This window comes from Ruegeria sp. S84, from assembly GCF_056583445.1.
On record NZ_CM152618.1, the window covers coordinates 2,344,316 to 2,363,903 of the forward strand.

The following is a 19,588-nucleotide window of genomic DNA, read 5'->3' on the forward strand; positions in this document are numbered from 1 at the left end:
GATGACGCCGAAGGAACGCGCCCAGAAAGCCGCTGCTGCCATGTGGGGGCGGGACAATGCCTCGAAATGGGCGGGCATGGAACTGGTCGAGATGGATGAAGGCGCTGCGACGCTGGCGTTGCAGGTGGCTGACCATCACTGCAACGGGCACGGGATCTGCCATGGCGGCGTGACATTCATGTTGGCCGACAGCGCCTTTGCCTTTGCCTGCAATAGTCGCAACCAGTCCACGGTCGCCCAGCACAATGTGATCAGCTACGTCGCGCCCGCGCGATCCGGTGATCTGCTGACGGCCCGCGCAACGGAACTGAGCCTGACAGGGCGCAGCGGTATCTATGACGTATCCATAACCAACCAAGCCGGACAAAAGATCGCAGAATTTCGGGGCTTTTCCCGCGCGGTCAAAGGTCCGGTGTTTGACGAGACCTGAGATGAGGGGGATGGCATGAAGGATCTTACTCCGAACAAGGCGGATCTTGATCCGATCGAGATCGCCTCGATTGATGAAATCCGCAACCTACAGTTGGATCGGCTGAAATGGTCGCTGCGCCATGCTTATGACAACGTGCCTATGTACCGGCAGCGGTTTGATGAGGCCGGTGTGCATCCTGACGACCTTCAGTCCCTCAGTGATCTGGCACGGTTTCCGTTTACCTACAAAAACGATCTGAGGGAAAACTATCCCTTTGGTCTGTTTGCAGTCCCGCGTGAGCAGATCATTCGTGTTCATGCCTCGTCGGGAACCACGGGCAAGCCAACCGTCGTGGGGTATACGCAAGGCGATATCGATAATTGGGCGGATCTGGTGGCGCGGTCGTTGCGTGCCAGCGGTTTGCGCCGGGGCGACATGGTGCACAACGCCTATGGCTATGGCCTGTTCACCGGCGGTCTGGGCGCGCATTATGGAATCGAACGTCTGGGGGCCACGGTCGTCCCGATGAGCGGTGGGCAGACCGGCAAGCAGGTCGACCTGATCACTGACTTCAAACCTGACGGGATTATGGTAACACCATCCTATATGCTGAACATTCTTGAGCAGTATCACAAGATTGGACTCGATCCGCGCGAAAGTTCCTTGGCTGTCGGCGTCTTTGGCGCTGAACCTTGGACGGATTCGATGCGCTCCGAGGTTGAACAGGCTTTCGATATGCATGCCGTCGATATCTATGGCCTGTCCGAGATCATGGGACCGGGCGTCGCCAATGAGTGCGTCGAAACCAAAGATGGGCCCGTGATCTGGGAAGACCACTTCTACCCCGAAATCATCGACCCGCAGACCGGCGAGGTCATGCCTGATGGTGAGATTGGTGAACTGGTCTTTACCACGCTGACCAAAGAAGGTCTTCCGATGATCCGCTATCGCACCCGTGACCTGACGCGGCTTTTGCCCGGCACGGCGCGGTCGATGCGTCGGATGGAAAAGATCACGGGCCGCTCGGATGACATGATCATTCTGCGGGGTGTCAACGTCTTCCCCAGTCAGATCGAGGAGCAGGTTCTGGCAACCGGCGGTCTGGCGCCCTACTACCAGATCGAACTTTATAAAGCTGGCCGGATGGACGCGATGCGCGTGCATGTCGAAGCAACGCCGGATGCAGCCGATGAGCTGAGCAAAACCGCCGCTGCTCGGATGCTATCTCGCAGGATTAAAGAGGTGGTTGGCATCTCGACCGAGATCGATATAGGCGAGCCGGGTGAGGTTGAACGCTCACAGGGCAAGGCCCGGCGCGTGATTGACAATCGGGACAGCTAAGCGACAGACGGAGGGTCAGGATTTGGCGCGCACGATAGCAAAAGACCACGACCATAAACGAACACGCATCCTGAAATGCGCCGCCCGCGTCTTCGCGCAGGAAGGATTTGATCGGGCGTCAATGTCTCAGCTGGCGCGGGAGTGCGGGATATCCAAGGCCAATATCTATCACTACTACGACAGCAAGGACGCCATTCTGTTTGATATTCTCGACAGTTACCTGCTGCAATTGCGTGACCAGGTTTGCGGCTTGGACCTTGACGGGATGGAACCCGCGGATCGCTTGAAACGGGTGGTGCGGGAAATCCTACTGGCCTATCAAGGCGTGGATGATGAGCATCGCGTGCAGACCAGCGGCATGTCCGCATTGCCCGAAGAGCAGCAGAATCTGCTGCGTGGCTATCAGAGGGATCTGGTGGTGTTCGTCAGTGACATCATCGCCAGCATCTCGCCTGCAACTTTCAAGGATGATGCGGCCAAGCTTCGGGCCACGACCATGTCCGTTTTCGGAATGTTGAACTGGTTCTACATGTGGAATGCCGGGGCGGATGCCAACGCGCGCAGCGATTACGCCGCGTTGGTAAGCAGTCTGACATTATCAGGTGTTGATGGCCTTTGAACCCTTGTTGGCACAGAGTTGATTTGGCTCTTCGGTCAGGATGAGGTTCAATAAGGGCGGAGGTTACCCATGCAATGCCCTGATCGTTTCGATAAATTCTATTTCGCCAAAGTAGGTCTGGGCGAAGCCTGTGGCTGCGCCGAGCGGGTGATTGACGTTTTTGAGTTCAATCGGAAATGTGGTGCTAAAGCCCAGCAGTCATTGAAGAAAGATCGGCGAAGGCGTCGCACGCTTCGCGGATTGGCCGTGAAGTATGGGTTGCTGAGCCGTAAACGCCAACTTTGAAAGCTAGGGTACTTTAAGTCCCAGCTTTTCGATCTGTTCGGTCGCTTTTACTGTCCACTGATCTTTCATCTCAATCCCGGTTAATTGCCGCAGCCCCAGCTTGCGGAGCGTTTCGGTTTTCTCGGCTGTGCCCGCCCCAAAACTTGCCGCGACCCGGGGCCACCAATAGTCGACCGACGCTTGCATTTCTGCAGCCTTTCCCTGTTCGATCAGCTTGCCCGCACCCTCAAGCGCAAGCTCCCCATGGCGCGCCTCGATCGGGGAAATCTCGCGGAAGGCCTCGGCCAGAGGCTGATAGGATATCTGCGAAAACTGAGCCAGTTGGACGTCAACCGCCTGGCTCATCAGCAGGTTCATAACCACGGCATCTTCCCATCCTTCGATCGGATAGTTGAATACAGCAAGGCGCATGTCGTGTTCGGACCGCGTAGCCCCGATATCCGCATCACGATCCAGACGTGTGGTCCAGGGATGGTGATTTGCATAGCGGTCAGTGTTGGCTCCGAACTCGCCCATGATTTTCAGGACACGATCTGCGTTGTCGGTCTTTTCCAGCACAATCTTGGCCGCCGCGATGCGTTCCTTGATGCCCGGGCCCAGATTTATGATGTCGGCAAAGCCCGCTGCGCCGGCCAGTTCGCTGTCCACGAAGGTCGCCATCAGTTTCATGAGCTCTGCACGATAGCGCGGAGGCACGTTGGTTGGATTACTCAGGACACCACCCGCTGCCAAATAGCTCTCGATTGTCATGTCTTCAGCCATCATTCCCTCCGTCTACTGATCGTAGTCCACGACAACGGTGTCGGTCATCGGATAGGCCTGACAGCTCAGGACGTATCCTTTCTCGACTTCGTAGTCTTCCAATGCGTGATTGGCGACCATCTCGACCTCGCCTTCAAGCACTCGGCAGCGGCAGGTTGAACAGACCCCGGCCTTACAGGCGTAAGGCGCGTCCATCGCATTCTCCAACGCGGCATCGAGAATCGATTGATCCTTCGGCATGGTGATCGTTTGCGTTGCCCCGTCCATGGTGATTGATGTTTTGGTCTGGTTGTCCTGAGACGCCGTGTCCGCCCCGCTCACTTTGCGCTTGACCCGACCGGGTTGAGCGCTGGCGAAGAGTTCAAACTTGATCTGCCCGTCGTTCAGCCCATGCGCCCGCAGGGCTGAGGCAATGCCCAGCATCATCGGCTCGGGGCCGCAGATAAAAGCCGTGTCGACGTTCTGAATATCGATCCAGTGTTCAAAAAGTTCGGCACATTTGTCTTGCGTGACCAGACCCGTAAAAAGCTCGATTTCCTGCGCGTCTGTTTCCAGAATATGGATCACGTTCAGACGCCCCATATAGAGGTTCTTGAGGTCCTCAAGCTCCTCTCGGAACATGATCGTGTTCACGCCCTTGTTGGCATAAACCAATGTGAACCGCGAATGTGGTTCTCGGGCAAGCGTCGTCTTCAGGATCGAGAGAACCGGCGTGATGCCCGACCCACCCGCAAAGCCCAGATAATGCTTTTCGGCGGAGGGATCGATTGCGGTGTAAAAGCTGCCCATCGGCGGCATCGCCTGCACCGTATCGCCCACCTTTAGATCGGAGTTGGCCCAGGTCGAGAATGCGCCGCCATCCACGCGCTTGATCCCTACCTGCAGAATGCCCTCATCCTTGCCAGCGCAGATCGAATAGGACCGGCGCAGTTCTTCCCCGTCGAAATCGCGGCGGAACGTCAGGTACTGGCCTTGGGTAAAGTCGAATTCATCGGCTGAACCGTTTACAGGTTTCAGCGTCACGACCACCGCATCGCGGATGGTTTTGTGAACATCGGTAACTTCCAGATCATGAAAGCGTGCCATCCGGTGATCCTCCCTCAGATGCACTTGAAATAGTCAAAAGGTTCCAGGCAGTCGGTGCAGCGCCAATGGGCCTTGCAAGGGGTCGAGCCAAACTGGCTGACCTTTTCAACCGCCTTGCTACCGCAATGTGGGCAGCGTTCAGGTCCACCTGCAGGCTGCGGCGGGGCGATGCCGTAATCCTCGAGCCGAGCACGGCCCTTGTCGCTGAGCCAATCGGTGGTCCAAGCCGGTGCGATACTTGTCTCGATCCGCAGATCGTCGATTCCATGATCACGCAGCGTGGTTTCGATATCCATGCTGATGACCGAGGTCGCCGGGCAGCCTGAATAGGTCGGCGTGACGGTAACCATCAGAGTGTCATCATCCCATCGCACATCGCGTACAATGCCCAGATCGACGACCGAGATCACCGGAATCTCAGGGTCTGGTACAGCGTCCAGCCATTCCCACACCTGATCCGTTGAAGCCCGCATTGATCCTTACCACTTCGCGCCGGGATATGCGCGCTGCAACCACTGCATCTGTGTCAGAAGATGGCCCAGATGCTCGGTATGCATGCGACCGTCGCGCCCGCCCTTATGGGCAAAGCGGCTTTCGGGAATGGTTAGTGTCGCCTCGGACAGCACACGCTCGATCAGAGCGTCATATTCTGCACGCAGATCTGCCGGGTTCGGGGCAATTCTCGCCGTAACCATTTCTGCATCAACATCGTCACTGGCAAACATCTCGCCGACATATGGCCAAAGATAGTCCAGCGCCTCTTGCATGCGGGCATGGCTTTCCTCGGTCCCGTCACCAAGGCCTACAACCGTATCGCCCGAACGTTCGAGGTGATAGCTAACTTCTTTGCTGGCCTTGGCGGCGATCGCCGCGACACGTTCGTCAGAGGATTTCATCAGATGCCCCAGCATGATCGAATGCCAAGCATCAAACAGGAACTGACGCATCAGCGTGCGGCCGAAGTCGCCGTTCGGCACTTCGACCAGCAGCACATTGCGGAAATCCCAGGCGTCGCGCAGAAAGGCCAGATCATCGGCGGATTTGCCGCCGCCGATCTCACCCGCAAGACCCAGCCACATCTGGGTCTGACCGATCAGGTCCAGCGCGGTATTGGCCAGCGCGATGTCTTCCTCCAGCACAGGCGCATGACCGCACCATTCGCTGACGCGATGGCCGAGGATCAGGGTATTGTCCCCCATCCGCAGCAGAAACTGCAGCAAAGCGTCATTGGAAACTGGAACACTCATTACATCGCCCCCACTTCTTCGGGAATATCGAAGAAGGTTGGATGGCGGTACACTTTGCTTTCGCTGGGCTCGTACAGCGGACCTTTGTCGCTGGGCGATGAGGCCGAGATGTTGTTGGCCTCAACCACCCAGATCGAAACGCCTTCGTTGCGGCGCGTGTAGACATCGCGCGCGTTCTTGATCGCCATTTCCGCGTCCGGGGCGTGTAACGACCCAACATGGCGGTGGCTCATGCCATGTTGTCCGCGGATGAAGATTTCCCACAGGGGCCATTCGTTGTTCATTTGGTATCCTCCTCAGGGCAGTCTTATTCTGCAGCCAGATTTGCGGCGCGTTTCTTGCGGGCATGAGCCAGCAGCCCGTCGCGAACCCATTTACCGTCGTCCCACGCCTTGTTACGCGCGGCCAGCCGGTCGACATTGCAGGGGCCGTTGCCCTTGATCACATCGAAAAACTCGGACCAGTCCGGGTCGGTGTAATCATAATGGCCCCGTTCTTCGTTCCATTTCAGGTCCGGGTCAGGGATACTCAGACCCAGATATTCGGCCTGAGGCACGGTCTGATCCACGAATTTCTGGCGCAGCTCGTCATTGGTGTTGATCTTGATCTTCCACGCCATGGATTGGGCCGAATGCACGCTTTCCTTGTCCGACGGCCCGAACATCATCAGCGACGGGTACCACAGTCGATTTATTGCATCCTGCGCCATCTTACGCTGTTCTGGCGTACCCTCTGCCATCTTGCGGATCGCATCATAGCCCTGGCGCTGGTGAAAGCTTTCTTCCTTGCAGATGCGGATCATCGCGCGCGAGTACGGCCCGAAAGACGTCCGCTGCAGCGGAACCTGGTTCATGATCGCAGCGCCATCGACCAGCCATCCGACCGCGCCGATATCAGCCCAGTTCAGGGTCGGATAGTTAAAGATCGACGAGTATTTCATGCGCCCGTCCAGCAGCATCTCGGTGATCTCATCCCGGCTGACACCCAGCGTTTCTGCCGCGCAATAGAGATACAGCCCATGCCCGGCCTCATCCTGCACCTTGGCCAGCAGGATCGCCTTGCGCTCCAGCGTTGGCGCTCGGGTGATCCAGTTTCCTTCGGGCAGCTGGCCTACGATTTCAGAATGTGCGTGCTGGCCAATTTGACGGATCAGTGTCGCGCGATAGTCGTCGGGCATCCAATCCTTGGGCTCGATCTTGATATCGGCGTCGATCTTGTCCTGAAACGCACGTTCCTGCTCGGTCATCTCCTCGCGGGATTTCACGCCGGATCCGGCTGTTTTAATCATCTGAGCGTACATGTGAGGTCTCCTCCCTTACACACGTTCAAGAATAAGTGCGGCACCCTGCCCTACCCCGACACACATGGTACAGAGCGCGTAGCGGCCTCCGGTGCGGCGCAGTTGATAGGCAGCAGTCATCACTAGCCGCGCACCGCTCATTCCAAGCGGGTGGCCAATTGCGATTGCCCCGCCATTTGGGTTCACATGCGGCGCATCATCAGGCACCCCGAGTTCGCGCAGCGTGGCTAGGCCCTGCGAGGCAAACGCCTCGTTCAATTCTATCACATCCATCTGATCGATGCTGAGCCCAGCCCGTGCAAGCACCTTGCGGCTGGCTGGAACCGGGCCGATGCCCATCACGCGCGGCTCCACCCCAGCAACGGACATGCCAACCACACGGGCAATCGGGGTCAGGTCGTTCTTTGCCGCAGCAGATTCATTTGCCATCAGGATCGCCGCCGCGCCGTCGTTAACACCCGAGGCGTTTCCAGCGGTCACAGTCTTGTCCACCCCGTTGATGCCCTTTAGGCCAGACAGTTTCTCTGCTGTAGTCCCCGGACGTGGATGCTCGTCGGTGTCGACCACTACCGGGTCACCTTTGCGCTGGGGGATTGTGACCGGGGTGATCTCCTCCTGAAACACCCCGGTCTGGTGCGCCGCGGCCCAGCGGGCCTGGCTGCGTTCGGCAAACGCGTCCTGATCGGAGCGACTGATACCATAAGCTTCCGCTACGTTATCCGCTGTTTCGGGCATCGAGTCGATACCAAATTCCTTTTCCATTTTCGGGTTCACAAAGCGCCAGCCGATCGTGGTGTCGTAAACGGCATTGGCACGAGTAAAGGCGGATGTTGCCTTGGGCATCACAAATGGCGCACGCGACATGCTTTCGACCCCACCCGCGATCGCCATGTCATAATCCCCAGCCTTGATGGCGCGCGCAGCCATGCCCACCGCATCCATGCCAGACGCGCAGAGCCGATTGATTGTCGTTCCCGGTACATCCACAGGCAGCCCTGCCAGCAACGCCGCCATCCGCGCCACATTGCGGTTGCTTTCACCGGCTTGGTTCGCATCGCCATAAATCACGTCGTCCAGACTGGACCAATCCACCTGTGGGTTACGCGCTACAAGCGAAGCGATTGGCAGGGCGGCAAGATCATCTGTGCGCACCTGGCTTAGTCCACCACCATATCGTCCGATCGGGGTGCGCTGGGCGTCGCAGATAAAGGCGTCCATAGGTCGATTACTCCGAATTTGAATTCACATCATTAAGTGACCGATAGGTCGGTTAATAAGCCTCTCATCGATTCGCAGCAAGCTTTATGTTACTTCATCTGCGCTTTCTTGCTTTTTCCGTAACGCTTTGGCTTGCTGCGAGTAACTTGGTCGTGTGAAACGTAGTCTTTGCCGGCTTACCATCTGCGCCGATGCCGTCTCAGACCTTTGATAAGGGTTCCTTCAACACAAAATTTGACAAATCGAAAGCGTACTTAGACCGCTTCGAATAGGCAGTTTGAAAGGTCGCCATTCTCAGATTGGAGTTCCAGTAAACGTCAGTATCTGCAGCAGACATCGCACCAGCTTGGTGAATTTTAACCAAAAGCGTTTAATGAATGACACTTAACCGCTTTCGTCCCAACAGCTGCCTTCAGTCATCGACAATCATCAATTTAACTTTGAAAAGAAGTGTTGAATGATCCATACACAAAAGCCGAGGTGATGGCGATCACCCGCTGCCTTCTGTCGGAGACCCAGTAGGTCCCCGAAGAACGGAAGTATGCGATTAAACTTGTTGGGGAACTTGCGGATTTGCTTACTTTGGGGGCGTCCCAGAATGAACAAAACCGCCCTAGGGCGGCGCGTAAACATCTGGCGTTGCACGGTGTTTTTTTATTTGCAGGAGTAGGAATTGAACCTCTGAGTTTCAGGTTATGAGTCTGACGAGGTTTGATCGTTAAGCGATTGATCGGGGTGATCAATTGTAGTCTGCGCGGGCTGCTCTGGGATTTTCTAAAGTTGGTTGCGGGAGCAGGATTTGAACCTGCGACCTTCAGGTTATGAGCCTGACGAGCTACCGGGCTGCTCCATCCCGCGACACTTTAAGTGACCTATCGCTTACGCTACTTGAGGTCTTGTGTTGGTCTAGCGCCTATTCGGCTACTTGAGACCGGGTAGTGTTCTTTTCATCGTGTTAGAGAGATGTGGGCTTTTTCTAGGTTTGGCGGTGACCTACTCTCCCGGGGCTTAAGCCCAAGTACCATTGGCGCGGCAGTGCTTAACTTCCGGGTTCGGGATGGGACCGGGTGTTTCACTTGCGCTATGACCACCAAACCGAGGAAAAGCCCATGTCGACTTTCCTGCGTTGCAGGAAAGCGACGAGGTGGCAGGCAGCGCCTTTTGCTTGCAAAAGGCGCGTTGCCACTCGGTTATAGTATCAACCAACATCGCGGCTTGGCGCTGCGACGTTATCCAACTCAAGGTCAGTGTATGCTTTTGGTGATTTGTCTTTCCATTACTGGATCAAATCAAGCCTATCGGGCGATTAGTACCGGTCAACTGAACGCATTACTGCGCTTACATCTCCGGCCTATTGACGTGGTGGTCTTCCACGGCCCTCAGGGAGACCTTGTTTTGAGGGGGCTTCCCGCTTAGATGCCTTCAGCGGTTATCCTGTCCGATCATAGCTACCCAGCACTGCCGTTGGCACGACAACTGGTCCACCAGTGGATCGTTCACCCCGGTCCTCTCGTACTAGGGGCAACTCCTCTCAAGTCTCCTACACCCACGGCAGATAGGGACCGAACTGTCTCACGACGTTCTAAACCCAGCTCACGTACCTCTTTAAACGGCGAACAGCCGTACCCTTGGGACCTGCTCCAGCCCCAGGATGAGATGAGCCGACATCGAGGTGCCAAACACTGCCGTCGATATGGACTCTTGGGCAGTATCAGCCTGTTATCCCCGGCGTACCTTTTATCCGTTGAGCGATGGCCCTTCCACTCGGGACCACCGGATCACTATGGCCGTCTTTCGACTCTGCTCGACTTGTCAGTCTTGCAGTCAGGCTGGCTTCTGCCATTGCACTCAACGAGCGATTTCCGACCGCTCTGAGCCAACCTTCGCGCGCCTCCGTTACGCTTTAGGAGGCGACCGCCCCAGTCAAACTACCCGCCACGCAGGGTCCCGGATCCGGATAACGGACCGCGGTTAGACATCAAGAGTGCGAAGGGTGGTATCTCAAGGGAGGCTCCACGGATACTTGCGTTTCCGCTTCAAAGCCTACCACCTATCCTGCACATCACAATCCTGATGCCAGTGCGAAGCTGTAGTAAAGGTGCACGGGGTCTTTCCGTCTAACCGCGGGAAGCCTGCATCTTGACAGGCAATTCAATTTCGCTGAGTCGATGTTGGAGACAGCGGGGAAGTCGTTACGCCATTCGTGCAGGTCGGAACTTACCCGACAAGGAATTTCGCTACCTTAGGACCGTTATAGTTACGGCCGCCGTTTACCTGGGCTTCAATTCAAGGCTCTCACCTCTCCTTTTAACCTTCAGGCACCGGGCAGGCGTCAGACCCTATACGTCGTCTTGCGACTTCGCAGAGCCCTGTGTTTTTAATAAACAGTCGCCACCCCCTGGTTTGTGCCCCCAGCCCCTAGTTGCCTAGGAACCGGGCCTCCTTCTCGCGAACTTACGGAGGTATTTTGCCGAGTTCCTTCAACATCGTTCTCTCAAGCGCCTTGGTATGCTCTACCAGTCCACCTGTGTCGGTTTAGGGTACGGTCTGATGGAGGGCTATTTCCAGGAACCACTCAGCAGCCCAATCAATCCGATAAGATTGAACTACACCTGTGATCCGTCACATCCTCCTGGCCTAGGAATATTAACCTAGTTCCCATCGCCTACGCCTTTCGGCCTCGGCTTAGGGGCCGGCTTACCCTGCTCAGATTAGCTTTAAGCAGGAACCCTTGGACTTTCGGCGAGAGTGTCTCTCACACTCTTTGTCGCTACTCATGTCATCATTCTCACTAGTGATCTCTCCACGGGATCGCTCACGCGCCCGCTTCATCGAAAGCACTTTATCTTGCGCTACCGCCTATTCGGCTACTTGAGCGCGATTACTCGCACCAAATGACCGGCGATAATACAAGATAAGTGCTATGTCACACTACGCTCTGCTACCGATGCTTACGCATCCCTAGACTTCGGCTCATGGCTTGAGCCCCGTTACATCTTCGCCGCAGGACAACTTATTTAGACCAGTGAGCTGTTACGCTATCTTTAAAGGATGGCTGCTTCTAAGCCAACCTCCTGGTTGTTTTGGTCGTCCCACCTGCTTTCCCACTTAGCCATGAATTGGGGGCCTTAGTCGTAGGTCAGGGTTGTTTCCCTCTCCACTACGGACGTTAGCATCCGCAGTGTGTCTGCCATCTAGTACTCCCGGGTATTCGGAGTTTGGTTAGGATCAGTAAGCCTGTGGGGCCCCATTACCCATCCAGTGCTCTACCCCCCGGGGTATTCGGATGACGCTCTACCTAAATAGATTTCGCAGAGAACCAGCTATCTCCGAGTTTGATTGGCCTTTCACCCCTAGGCACAGCTCATCCCGATCCTTTTCAACGGATGTGGGTTCGGTCCTCCAGTAAGTGTTACCTTACCTTCAACCTGGCCATGCCTAGATCACTCGGTTTCGGGTCTGATCCCACGAACTCATTCGCCCTATTAAGACTCGCTTTCGCTACGCCTACACCTAACGGCTTAAGCTTGCTCGTAAGACCAAGTCGATGACCCATTATACAAAAGGTACGCCGTCAGATCTCGAGGATCCTCCGACTGATTGTAGGCGTTCGGTTTCAGGTACTGTTTCACTCCCCTCGTCGGGGTGCTTTTCACCTTTCCCTCACGGTACTGGTTCGCTATCGGTCAGCAAGGAGTACTTAGCCTTCGAAGGTGGTCCTCCGATCTTCAGACAGAATTTCACGTGTTCCGCCCTACTTAATACGTCCATCAAAGCTTCCTATACGGGGCTGTCACCCGCTATGGCCACGCTTCCCAACGTGTTCTAGTCACTTATCTGGCTCGGCTGGTCCCCGTTCGCTCGCCGCTACTAGGGGAGTATCAATTGATTTCCTTTCCTCCGGGTACTTAGATGTTTCAGTTCCCCGGGTTTGCTCTTAAAACCCTATGTATTCAGGTCTTAAGTACCTGTTTAAACCCCATATTGAGTATCAAAGATAACAATATGAAGCTTTCAGGTGGGTTGCCCCATTCAGAGATCCATGGATCAAAGCTTATTCTCAGCTCCCCATGGCTTATCGCAGAGTATCACGTCTTTCATCGCCTCTTGCTGCCAAGGCATTCACCAAACGCCCTTCTCGCGCTTGATTTGATCCAGAAAGAGAAAGACTTGATATTGGCACTACCGCCTATTCGGCTACTTGAGTGCGTTTGACCGCACACAACCAAAGCTGCGCTAGTAATCAAATCGATCGAGACCGCCCAGCTGGTAACTAAAGGCAGTCATTCTTCTGAACCAAAAACATACATTTCCCGCCCCCGCCACTTGGACGAGGACAATTGAGCAACCCCATGTGGTCTCTCAGCCGTGCAGCTGATCAACGCAGGTCGCTCGGGTTAGTATATTTGACTTGGACAACTCTGTTCTTTTCAGTCGCGATACGCACTAAAGGCCGGCTAGACCCAAACTGCGCCGCTTATCCGAAGATAAGAACGACCGAGATCAGTGCCACACTCGGCACGATCAAACAGTGTTGATTGATTTCTCTCTATACGATGTCAATTGATGTGTCCGTCATCCTTACGGGTGACTTGGACGAGACGTCCAATCGGACGGTTAAGAACCCAAAAAGGTGCTTAACGATCTGATCGGGTAAATGGTGGAGCCTAGGAGGATCGAACTCCTGACCTCCTGAATGCAAATCAGGCGCTCTCCCAGCTGAGCTAAGGCCCCATCTTTTTTGGCCTACCGCCTATTCGGCTACTTGAGGCCATAAAGGTCGCTCTCATTGCTTTTGCGGGCAAAAGCAACTGCCACGACAACGCCCTTTGCTCCGCAAAAGGCTTGGTGGGTCGAGGAGGACTTGAACCTCCGACCTCACGCTTATCAGGCGTGCGCTCTAACCACCTGAGCTACCGACCCAGACAGGCCGGTCGGCCTGATGTGTTCTGAAGAGATATGAGGACGGCTCGGTCCATGAGTTTGACCAACTTTGTTTGTTGATCTTCTGCTAAGTGTATCACGAGATTTGCGAACAAATCTAACTAGATACATCCTTAGAAAGGAGGTGATCCAGCCGCAGGTTCCCCTACGGCTACCTTGTTACGACTTCACCCCAGTCGCTGATCCTACCGTGGTCCGCTGCCTCCAAAAGGTTAGCGCACGGCCGTCGGGTAGAACCAACTCCCATGGTGTGACGGGCGGTGTGTACAAGGCCCGGGAACGTATTCACCGCGTCATGCTGTTACGCGATTACTAGCGATTCCGACTTCATGGGGTCGAGTTGCAGACCCCAATCCGAACTGAGACAGTTTTTTGGGATTAACCCATTGTCACTGCCATTGTAGCACGTGTGTAGCCCAACCCGTAAGGGCCATGAGGACTTGACGTCATCCACACCTTCCTCCCGCTTATCACGGGCAGTTTCCATAGAGTGCCCAGCCGAACTGCTGGCAACTAGGGATGTGGGTTGCGCTCGTTGCCGGACTTAACCGAACATCTCACGACACGAGCTGACGACAGCCATGCAGCACCTGTCACCGAGTCACCGAAGTGAAAGATCCATCTCTGGACCGGTCCCGGGATGTCAAGGGTTGGTAAGGTTCTGCGCGTTGCTTCGAATTAAACCACATGCTCCACCGCTTGTGCGGGCCCCCGTCAATTCCTTTGAGTTTTAATCTTGCGACCGTACTCCCCAGGCGGAATGCTTAATCCGTTAGGTGTGTCACCGAATAGCATGCTACCCGACGACTGGCATTCATCGTTTACGGTGTGGACTACCAGGGTATCTAATCCTGTTTGCTCCCCACACTTTCGCACCTCAGCGTCAGTATCGAGCCAGTGAGCCGCCTTCGCCACTGGTGTTCCTCCAAATATCTACGAATTTCACCTCTACACTTGGAATTCCACTCACCTCTCTCGAACTCTAGACCAATAGTTTTGGAGGCAGTTCCGGGGTTGAGCCCCGGGATTTCACCCCCAACTTTCTGGTCCGCCTACGTGCGCTTTACGCCCAGTAATTCCGAACAACGCTAACCCCCTCCGTATTACCGCGGCTGCTGGCACGGAGTTAGCCGGGGTTTCTTTACCTGCTACCGTCATTATCTTCACAGGCGAAAGAGCTTTACGACCCTAAGGCCTTCATCACTCACGCGGCATGGCTGGATCAGGGTTGCCCCCATTGTCCAAGATTCCCCACTGCTGCCTCCCGTAGGAGTCTGGGCCGTGTCTCAGTCCCAGTGTTGCTGATCATCCTCTAAAACCAGCTATAGATCGTAGGCTTGGTAGGCCATTACCCCACCAACTACCTAATCTAACGCGGGCTAATCCTTTGGCGATAAATCTTTCCCCCGAAGGGCTCATACGGTATTACTCTCCGTTTCCAGAGGCTATTCCGTACCAAAGGGCATATTCCCACGCGTTACTAACCCGTCCGCCGCTCACCCCGAAAGGCGCGCTCGACTTGCATGTGTTAGGCCTGCCGCCAGCGTTCGTTCTGAGCCAGGATCAAACTCTCAAGTTGAAAAGCACTTACATGCTTATCCTTGACGTTCGAACCTCTGCACATCTTTAGTTGTGCTACCGCCTATTCGGCTACTTGAGCACGAATAAACGACACCCTCAGCCGGCTAGCCGAGAGTACAACTAAAAGTCATCTGTTTGTTGTGCTTCAGGTCTCCTAAGAAACCGAAAGCCGTACAAACAGTGAAGCTGACACTGGTCATCGGGGAAAAACCCCTACCAGCGCGATATACAGACATTCAATCCGTCGAAACGAACCAAACCGCCCACATATCTCTTCAGTTATCCATCAATGTCAAAGAACAAAACAACCAAGACCCAAAAACCAGACCATAACGCCAATCTCTCAGCGCCACCGCCCAATCAAAAACCTCAGATGCCCCCAGTCTCTCCCGAGCGTCTCCGCAGCTTCCACCGCGTCCCAGCACCTCAGCAGCGCCAGTGAAGGGCGTTCTATGCCTTACGCATTCAACGCGCAAGTGGAAAATTCAAGAATATCGCAAAAAACTTCAAATTCATTTTTTACATAATAATTTCAAATAGTTGAGCGGCACTCACCTCATAGAAATCGGCAAAAATCATCCTTCAAGCACATCAGATATACCGCCTAGGTTTCAGTGCTTGTTGGTTCAAACCCAACATATAGTGAGAACACTACAGTCACCCACAAGACTATACCGACTCGACGGCAATCAGCGATTCATTTCCAATCCCGGAATCGCACCCGATATCGGCGCCGCCAGGCGCAATGCAAGTTGGCCTTACAGGGCCTTGCGCATTGTCTATGGATAGGCTCAGGTCTTTTCAAAGCAAACCCGATACGCCTGTGACCTTGATATGACGAATGACATTAAGTTTCCCTTGCTGCGAACCGTTGGATTTGACGGTCTCTTGGTGACCTTTGCGCAAACCATGTCCGAGCCGTCGAACCGCGCCGCCCTGGCGTTTCGGGGCGCAGTCGAGGCGCAGCAGATTGACGGCGTGCTTGAGACTTCGGCCTCGCTGGCATCTGCATTTATAAGGTTTGATCCATTAAGCCTGTCGCATCATGACATCGAAGAGTTGCTGCGGGCTATGCTGGTCAGTCGCGATTGGTACGCTGCACCTTTGCCTGCGGGGCGACGATTCTGGAAAGTGCCGACGGTCTACGGTTCCGATCTTGCGCCACAGCTAGAAGACGCGGCATTGGCAGCAGGGTTGTCACCAGCGGACGCCATTGATCGTCTCAGCCAATCGCGTGTGCGGGTTTTAACCATCGGATTTGCGCCGGGCCAACCTTATCTCGGGCCACTCGGACCCGAATTCAACATTCCACGCCTGAAAGAGCTGACGCCGATGGTACCTGAAGGGGCGTTGGTTTTGGCAATTTCGCAATTTGTCCTGTTCTCGGGGCCAACCCCAACCGGATGGCGTCATGTTGGACAAACCACGTTTCGTTGCTTTCGTCCGGACATGGAGCAAAGTTTTGCCCTCAACCCCGGTGATGAGATGCAGTTCATCTCAGTCTCGCGCGAGGAGCTTGAGGATATCCGTACAACCTGCACTGATGGCTCTGGTGGTGCGAGTTGCGAGGAGATCACGACATGACGCTGATCGTCCATCGCATCGGCCCAGCTTGCACGGTTCAGGATCAAGGGCGCACCGGGTATCTGGATCAAGGCCTGTCGCGTTCGGGTGCCGCAGATATAGTAGCACTTTATGAAGGGGCCGCGTTGCTTGGTAACACCCCAACGAGCGCCGCCCTCGAAATGGCGGGGATGGGTGGCGAGTTTGAGGCAACCGCACCAACCGCCATCGCGCTGACCGGCGCACCGATGCAGGCCAGTATCGATGGCAGCCCCGTCTTGTGGAATGCCTCGCATCAGATGGAGGCTGGGCAGCGGCTGGTAGTCGGGTCGGTGCTGCAGGGCAGTTACGGGTATCTGAATCTGGGTGGCGGGATCGGGACCGACATGACGCTGGGCTCACGCGCGGCCCATCTGACCGCAAGGATCGGGCGCGCCGTTCAAGCGGGTGATCACCTGCCTTCGACGGAAACCGGCAAGACCGGCCTGAAGCTGCGTTCGGAGGATCGGTTTTCAGGTGGGACGTTGCGGGTTGTGGCCAGCTTTCAAACCGCACTGTTCGATGACGAGACGCTGGCACGGTTTACGCAAACGACATTCCGCCGCGGTGCCCGAGCCAACCGGATGGGCATGCAGCTGGATAGCGACGGTAACGGCTTCGCGGCAAAGGGTCAGTTGAACATACTGTCCGAAGTCATAACTCCCGGCGATATACAGATGACCGGCACCGGTGCGCCCTTCATCCTACTGCCCGAGTGCCAGACCACCGGAGGTTACCCGCGCATCGCAACCGTTCTGCCCTGTGATCTGCCTCGTGCTGCACAGACCCCGGCGGGAGGCGAGGTGCGCTTCGAATTCGTAACACTGGAACAAGCCATCACGCTGCAAGCCGCATTTAAGGCCGACCTTGCCCGCCTGCCCGCCCGTGTTGAACCCTTGGTCCGCGATCCACATGACATCCCGGACCTCCTGTCCTACCAACTGATCAGCGGAATGATCTCTGCCACCGAATAAGGAGTTATTGCGATGCCGAGCGTCGATCTGAATGCCGATATGGGCGAAGGCTTTGGCCCGTGGAAGATGGGTGACGATGAAAGCCTTCTGAAGATCATCACATCAGCCAATATCGCCTGTGGCTTTCATGCGGGTGACCCGGATGTGATGGCCAAGACCATGGCTCTGGCAGCCCAGAACGGTGTGGGCATCGGTGCGCATCCCGGTTTTCCTGACCTGCAGGGATTCGGGCGTCGAAACATGAAAGTGCCCCATGACAGTTTGCGCAATCTGGTGCGTTATCAGCTTGGATCGGCAATCGGTATGGCCAAGGCGTTGGGCACCGAAGTACGGCACCTGAAGTTGCACGGGGCGCTGGCCAATATGTGTTCGGTCGATATCGATATGGCGCGGGCCTGTTATCAGGGTGCATTGGACGTGGACCCGGACATCATCATCATGGTGCTGGCGGTAACCAAACAAGAAGAAGCGGTGCGCGAGCTGGACTGCAAATGGGTGGGCGAGATTTTTGCCGACCGTGCCTATAATGACGATGGCACTTTGGTGGATCGGTCACTGCCGGGAGCCGTGATCCATGATCCGGCGCTGGCCGGACCACGTATTCTGGAAATGGTGCAGGAAGGCGCCATCATAACCGAATCCGGCAAACGCCTTGAGACCTCAATCGATACGATCTGCCTGCATGGTGATGGCCCGACGGCAGTTCAGATCGCGCACTCGGTGCGCGAGAACCTGATCGCGGGCGGAGTCGAGGTCACAAAATTCATCCGTTAGTTACAACAACGTAACTTTGGCACCCCATCTCCAAACTGTTGCCCATGCAGGCCTTAGCGCCTAGCATGCATGGCAAGTGCATGATCTGACTACCACAAATCCAAGCAACGCGCCGCAAGGAGGTGAGCCTATGTCTTTTGATCTGATGTCCTACCAGCCAAGGGGCGACAAGAAGAACTCGGACTTCTTCACCGAATATCTTCCCAGGATTTACGAGCGCCGCATCAGCTCGGGCATTGCGGATCAGATCGGTGCGATGCGGGCCATTGTCATTCAAGTCGAGACAGATGCGCTGTTTGACACGCTGGTCGAGCTTTATGTGATGACCCCCTATCGCCACACCGCCAGCTATTTGGGACAGACACACAAGTTCTCGGTGATGCATTCACATGCCGATTATCCGGCGCTGATCCTGATGGCTCCGCTCAGCCCGGCATTCGAGGATTTCATCCCGCGTATCAATCGTATGTACCCGCTGGCGCGCGGTAAGCCGCAGACGCGATATGTAGGTGAGATTTACGGTGCCACCGACCTGAAGGCGCTGACTGGAACGCTGGAGGATCAGAATATTCGGTTCGAATATTCTGGGGACACCGAAAATCCGTTCTACACGCTGGAAGGATACCGCTTTACGACGCCATCGGATTTCACGTGCAATCGCGTCGGCTATTCCACGCTGGATTTCAACGACACAGACAGTCTGGGACTGGGTGACCGTGTGCTGTTGAGTGATGCGGAACAGGTCAAGCTGGATCAGGCCGCCGCTTTTGGGACCGAAAGCAATATCTCACCCCTGATGCTGGGGATCGATCATCTGGCGACACGCATTCTGGCCGGGGAACGTGAGGACGCGATCCTCGAATTTCTGACCATGGTGCCTTATTACTTCTGGGGGGCGTACAACATCTTCGACATGAACTCGTCGACCAATGTGAATCGCAATGCCAATGTGGACGACGACAAGAAATCCCCTGCCAAGGTCTTTACTGCTAACAACACGCCGTCGTTCGTGAACTCTTTCGAGCAATTGCCGATGCCAACCGAGGATTTCGTGCGTAATTTCGGACGACGCTTGCACCACATGGCGGTTGAAATCCAGGACGGCGACCATGGCGCGGGTGAGAAAAATGTCGATTTCGTGGTCAACACTCTTAAAGACAAGGGCGTTCCGTTCCTGGCCCATGTGGTCGGGGAATGCAAAGATGATCCGAACCTGAAACAGATCTTCTCAAAGCACTCGAAACACACGCTGCTGATCACCGAATACATCGAACGTTGTCATCACTACGACGGTTTCTTCACCAAGGATAACGTTGCAGCCTTAACTGCGGCGGCCGGGCAAGATGAACAGTACAAGCACGGCCACGTCTTCGATTGATTTGCCAAAAAAATGGGCTGCGAGGTCATCGCAGCCCAGGCCCATCCAGGAGAGAATGCCGGGTC

Annotated in this window: 14 protein-coding genes, 3 tRNA genes and 3 rRNA genes; 7 read left to right on the top strand and 13 right to left on the bottom strand. The window is 55.5% G+C overall.

What is annotated here, in order from left to right; translation table 11 throughout:
• Position 1 precedes the first annotated feature (1 nt).
• The 3 genes from paaI to AC1DFB_RS11765 are packed head-to-tail and all read left to right on the top strand — an operon-like array spanning position 2 to position 2,372.
• The gene (paaI, locus tag AC1DFB_RS11755) at positions 2-430 is read left to right on the top strand and encodes a hydroxyphenylacetyl-CoA thioesterase PaaI (protein ID WP_170397710.1); all 429 of its coding nucleotides are present in this window, start codon (positions 2-4) and stop codon (positions 428-430) included.
• A gap of 15 nt (positions 431-445) precedes the next feature.
• Positions 446-1,753: a phenylacetate--CoA ligase PaaK gene (paaK, locus tag AC1DFB_RS11760; RefSeq protein ID WP_170397713.1), complete on the top strand. Its 1,308-nt coding sequence runs from the start codon at positions 446-448 to the stop codon at positions 1,751-1,753.
• Positions 1,754-1,775: 22 nt separating this feature from the next.
• Entirely contained in the window at positions 1,776-2,372 is a 597-nt protein-coding gene (locus AC1DFB_RS11765) for a TetR/AcrR family transcriptional regulator (protein WP_480921308.1), read from the top strand.
• A gap of 288 nt (positions 2,373-2,660) precedes the next feature.
• Here the strand turns inward: AC1DFB_RS11765 and AC1DFB_RS11770 are convergent, their stop codons facing one another.
• The 13 genes from AC1DFB_RS11770 to AC1DFB_RS11830 all read right to left on the bottom strand — a co-directional run bounded on the left by AC1DFB_RS11770 (position 2,661) and on the right by AC1DFB_RS11830 (position 14,793).
• Positions 2,661-3,419 (bottom strand): Phenylacetic acid catabolic protein, encoded by a 759-nt coding sequence (locus AC1DFB_RS11770; RefSeq protein ID WP_170511232.1) that lies wholly within the window; start codon positions 3,417-3,419, stop codon positions 2,661-2,663.
• A 12-nt stretch (positions 3,420-3,431) separates the two neighbouring features.
• The gene (locus AC1DFB_RS11775; RefSeq protein WP_170397725.1) at positions 3,432-4,505 is read right to left on the bottom strand and encodes a 2Fe-2S iron-sulfur cluster-binding protein; all 1,074 of its coding nucleotides are present in this window, start codon (positions 4,503-4,505) and stop codon (positions 3,432-3,434) included.
• 14 nt (positions 4,506-4,519) lie between these two features.
• A complete protein-coding gene (paaD, locus tag AC1DFB_RS11780) occupies positions 4,520-4,978 on the bottom strand; it encodes a 1,2-phenylacetyl-CoA epoxidase subunit PaaD (RefSeq protein WP_480921309.1) in 459 nt (152 codons plus the stop codon).
• 6 nt (positions 4,979-4,984) lie between these two features.
• On the bottom strand, positions 4,985-5,752 hold the full coding sequence (paaC, locus tag AC1DFB_RS11785; RefSeq protein WP_480921310.1) for a 1,2-phenylacetyl-CoA epoxidase subunit PaaC: 768 nt from the start codon (positions 5,750-5,752) through the stop codon (positions 4,985-4,987).
• Positions 5,752-6,036 (bottom strand): 1,2-phenylacetyl-CoA epoxidase subunit PaaB, encoded by a 285-nt coding sequence (paaB, locus tag AC1DFB_RS11790; protein ID WP_170404692.1) that lies wholly within the window; start codon positions 6,034-6,036, stop codon positions 5,752-5,754. Before paaB ends, paaC begins: the two co-directional genes overlap by 1 nt.
• Positions 6,037-6,059: 23 nt before the next feature.
• Entirely contained in the window at positions 6,060-7,052 is a 993-nt protein-coding gene (paaA, locus tag AC1DFB_RS11795) for a 1,2-phenylacetyl-CoA epoxidase subunit PaaA (protein ID WP_170397736.1), read from the bottom strand.
• Positions 7,053-7,067: 15 nt separating this feature from the next.
• A complete protein-coding gene (gene pcaF / locus AC1DFB_RS11800; protein WP_170404698.1) occupies positions 7,068-8,270 on the bottom strand; it encodes a 3-oxoadipyl-CoA thiolase in 1,203 nt (400 codons plus the stop codon).
• 781 nt (positions 8,271-9,051) lie between these two features.
• Positions 9,052-9,128, bottom strand: a tRNA-Met gene (locus AC1DFB_RS11805).
• A 122-nt stretch (positions 9,129-9,250) separates the two neighbouring features.
• Positions 9,251-9,365, bottom strand: a 5S ribosomal RNA gene (rrf, locus tag AC1DFB_RS11810).
• Between the two features lie 190 nt (positions 9,366-9,555).
• A 23S ribosomal RNA gene (locus AC1DFB_RS11815) occupies positions 9,556-12,420 on the bottom strand.
• 508 nt (positions 12,421-12,928) lie between these two features.
• Positions 12,929-13,004: transfer RNA gene (locus AC1DFB_RS11820), tRNA-Ala, on the bottom strand.
• Between the two features lie 112 nt (positions 13,005-13,116).
• Positions 13,117-13,193, bottom strand: a tRNA-Ile gene (locus AC1DFB_RS11825).
• A gap of 138 nt (positions 13,194-13,331) precedes the next feature.
• Positions 13,332-14,793: ribosomal RNA gene (locus tag AC1DFB_RS11830) — 16S ribosomal RNA — on the bottom strand.
• Together the 16S, 23S and 5S rRNA genes with 3 tRNA genes alongside form the textbook arrangement of a ribosomal RNA operon.
• Positions 14,794-15,629: 836 nt before the next feature.
• On the opposite strand from AC1DFB_RS11830, the gene AC1DFB_RS11835 reads away from it, so the two are divergent.
• From AC1DFB_RS11835 to AC1DFB_RS11850, 4 genes are all read left to right on the top strand, one after another.
• Positions 15,630-16,379: a 5-oxoprolinase subunit B family protein gene (locus AC1DFB_RS11835; RefSeq protein WP_480921311.1), complete on the top strand. Its 750-nt coding sequence runs from the start codon at positions 15,630-15,632 to the stop codon at positions 16,377-16,379.
• Complete coding sequence (locus AC1DFB_RS11840; RefSeq protein WP_480921312.1) at positions 16,376-17,371, top strand: 5-oxoprolinase subunit C family protein; 996 nt, start codon at positions 16,376-16,378, stop codon at positions 17,369-17,371. Before AC1DFB_RS11835 ends, AC1DFB_RS11840 begins: the two co-directional genes overlap by 4 nt.
• Positions 17,372-17,383: 12 nt before the next feature.
• Positions 17,384-18,145 carry a LamB/YcsF family protein gene (locus tag AC1DFB_RS11845; protein WP_480921313.1) on the top strand — a complete coding sequence of 254 codons (762 nt, stop codon included), beginning with the start codon at positions 17,384-17,386 and terminating at the stop codon, positions 18,143-18,145.
• Between the two features lie 130 nt (positions 18,146-18,275).
• Positions 18,276-19,523, top strand: coding sequence for a hypothetical protein (locus AC1DFB_RS11850; RefSeq protein ID WP_480921314.1), 1,248 nt, complete (start codon positions 18,276-18,278; stop codon positions 19,521-19,523).
• Positions 19,524-19,588: the final 65 nt, after the last annotated feature.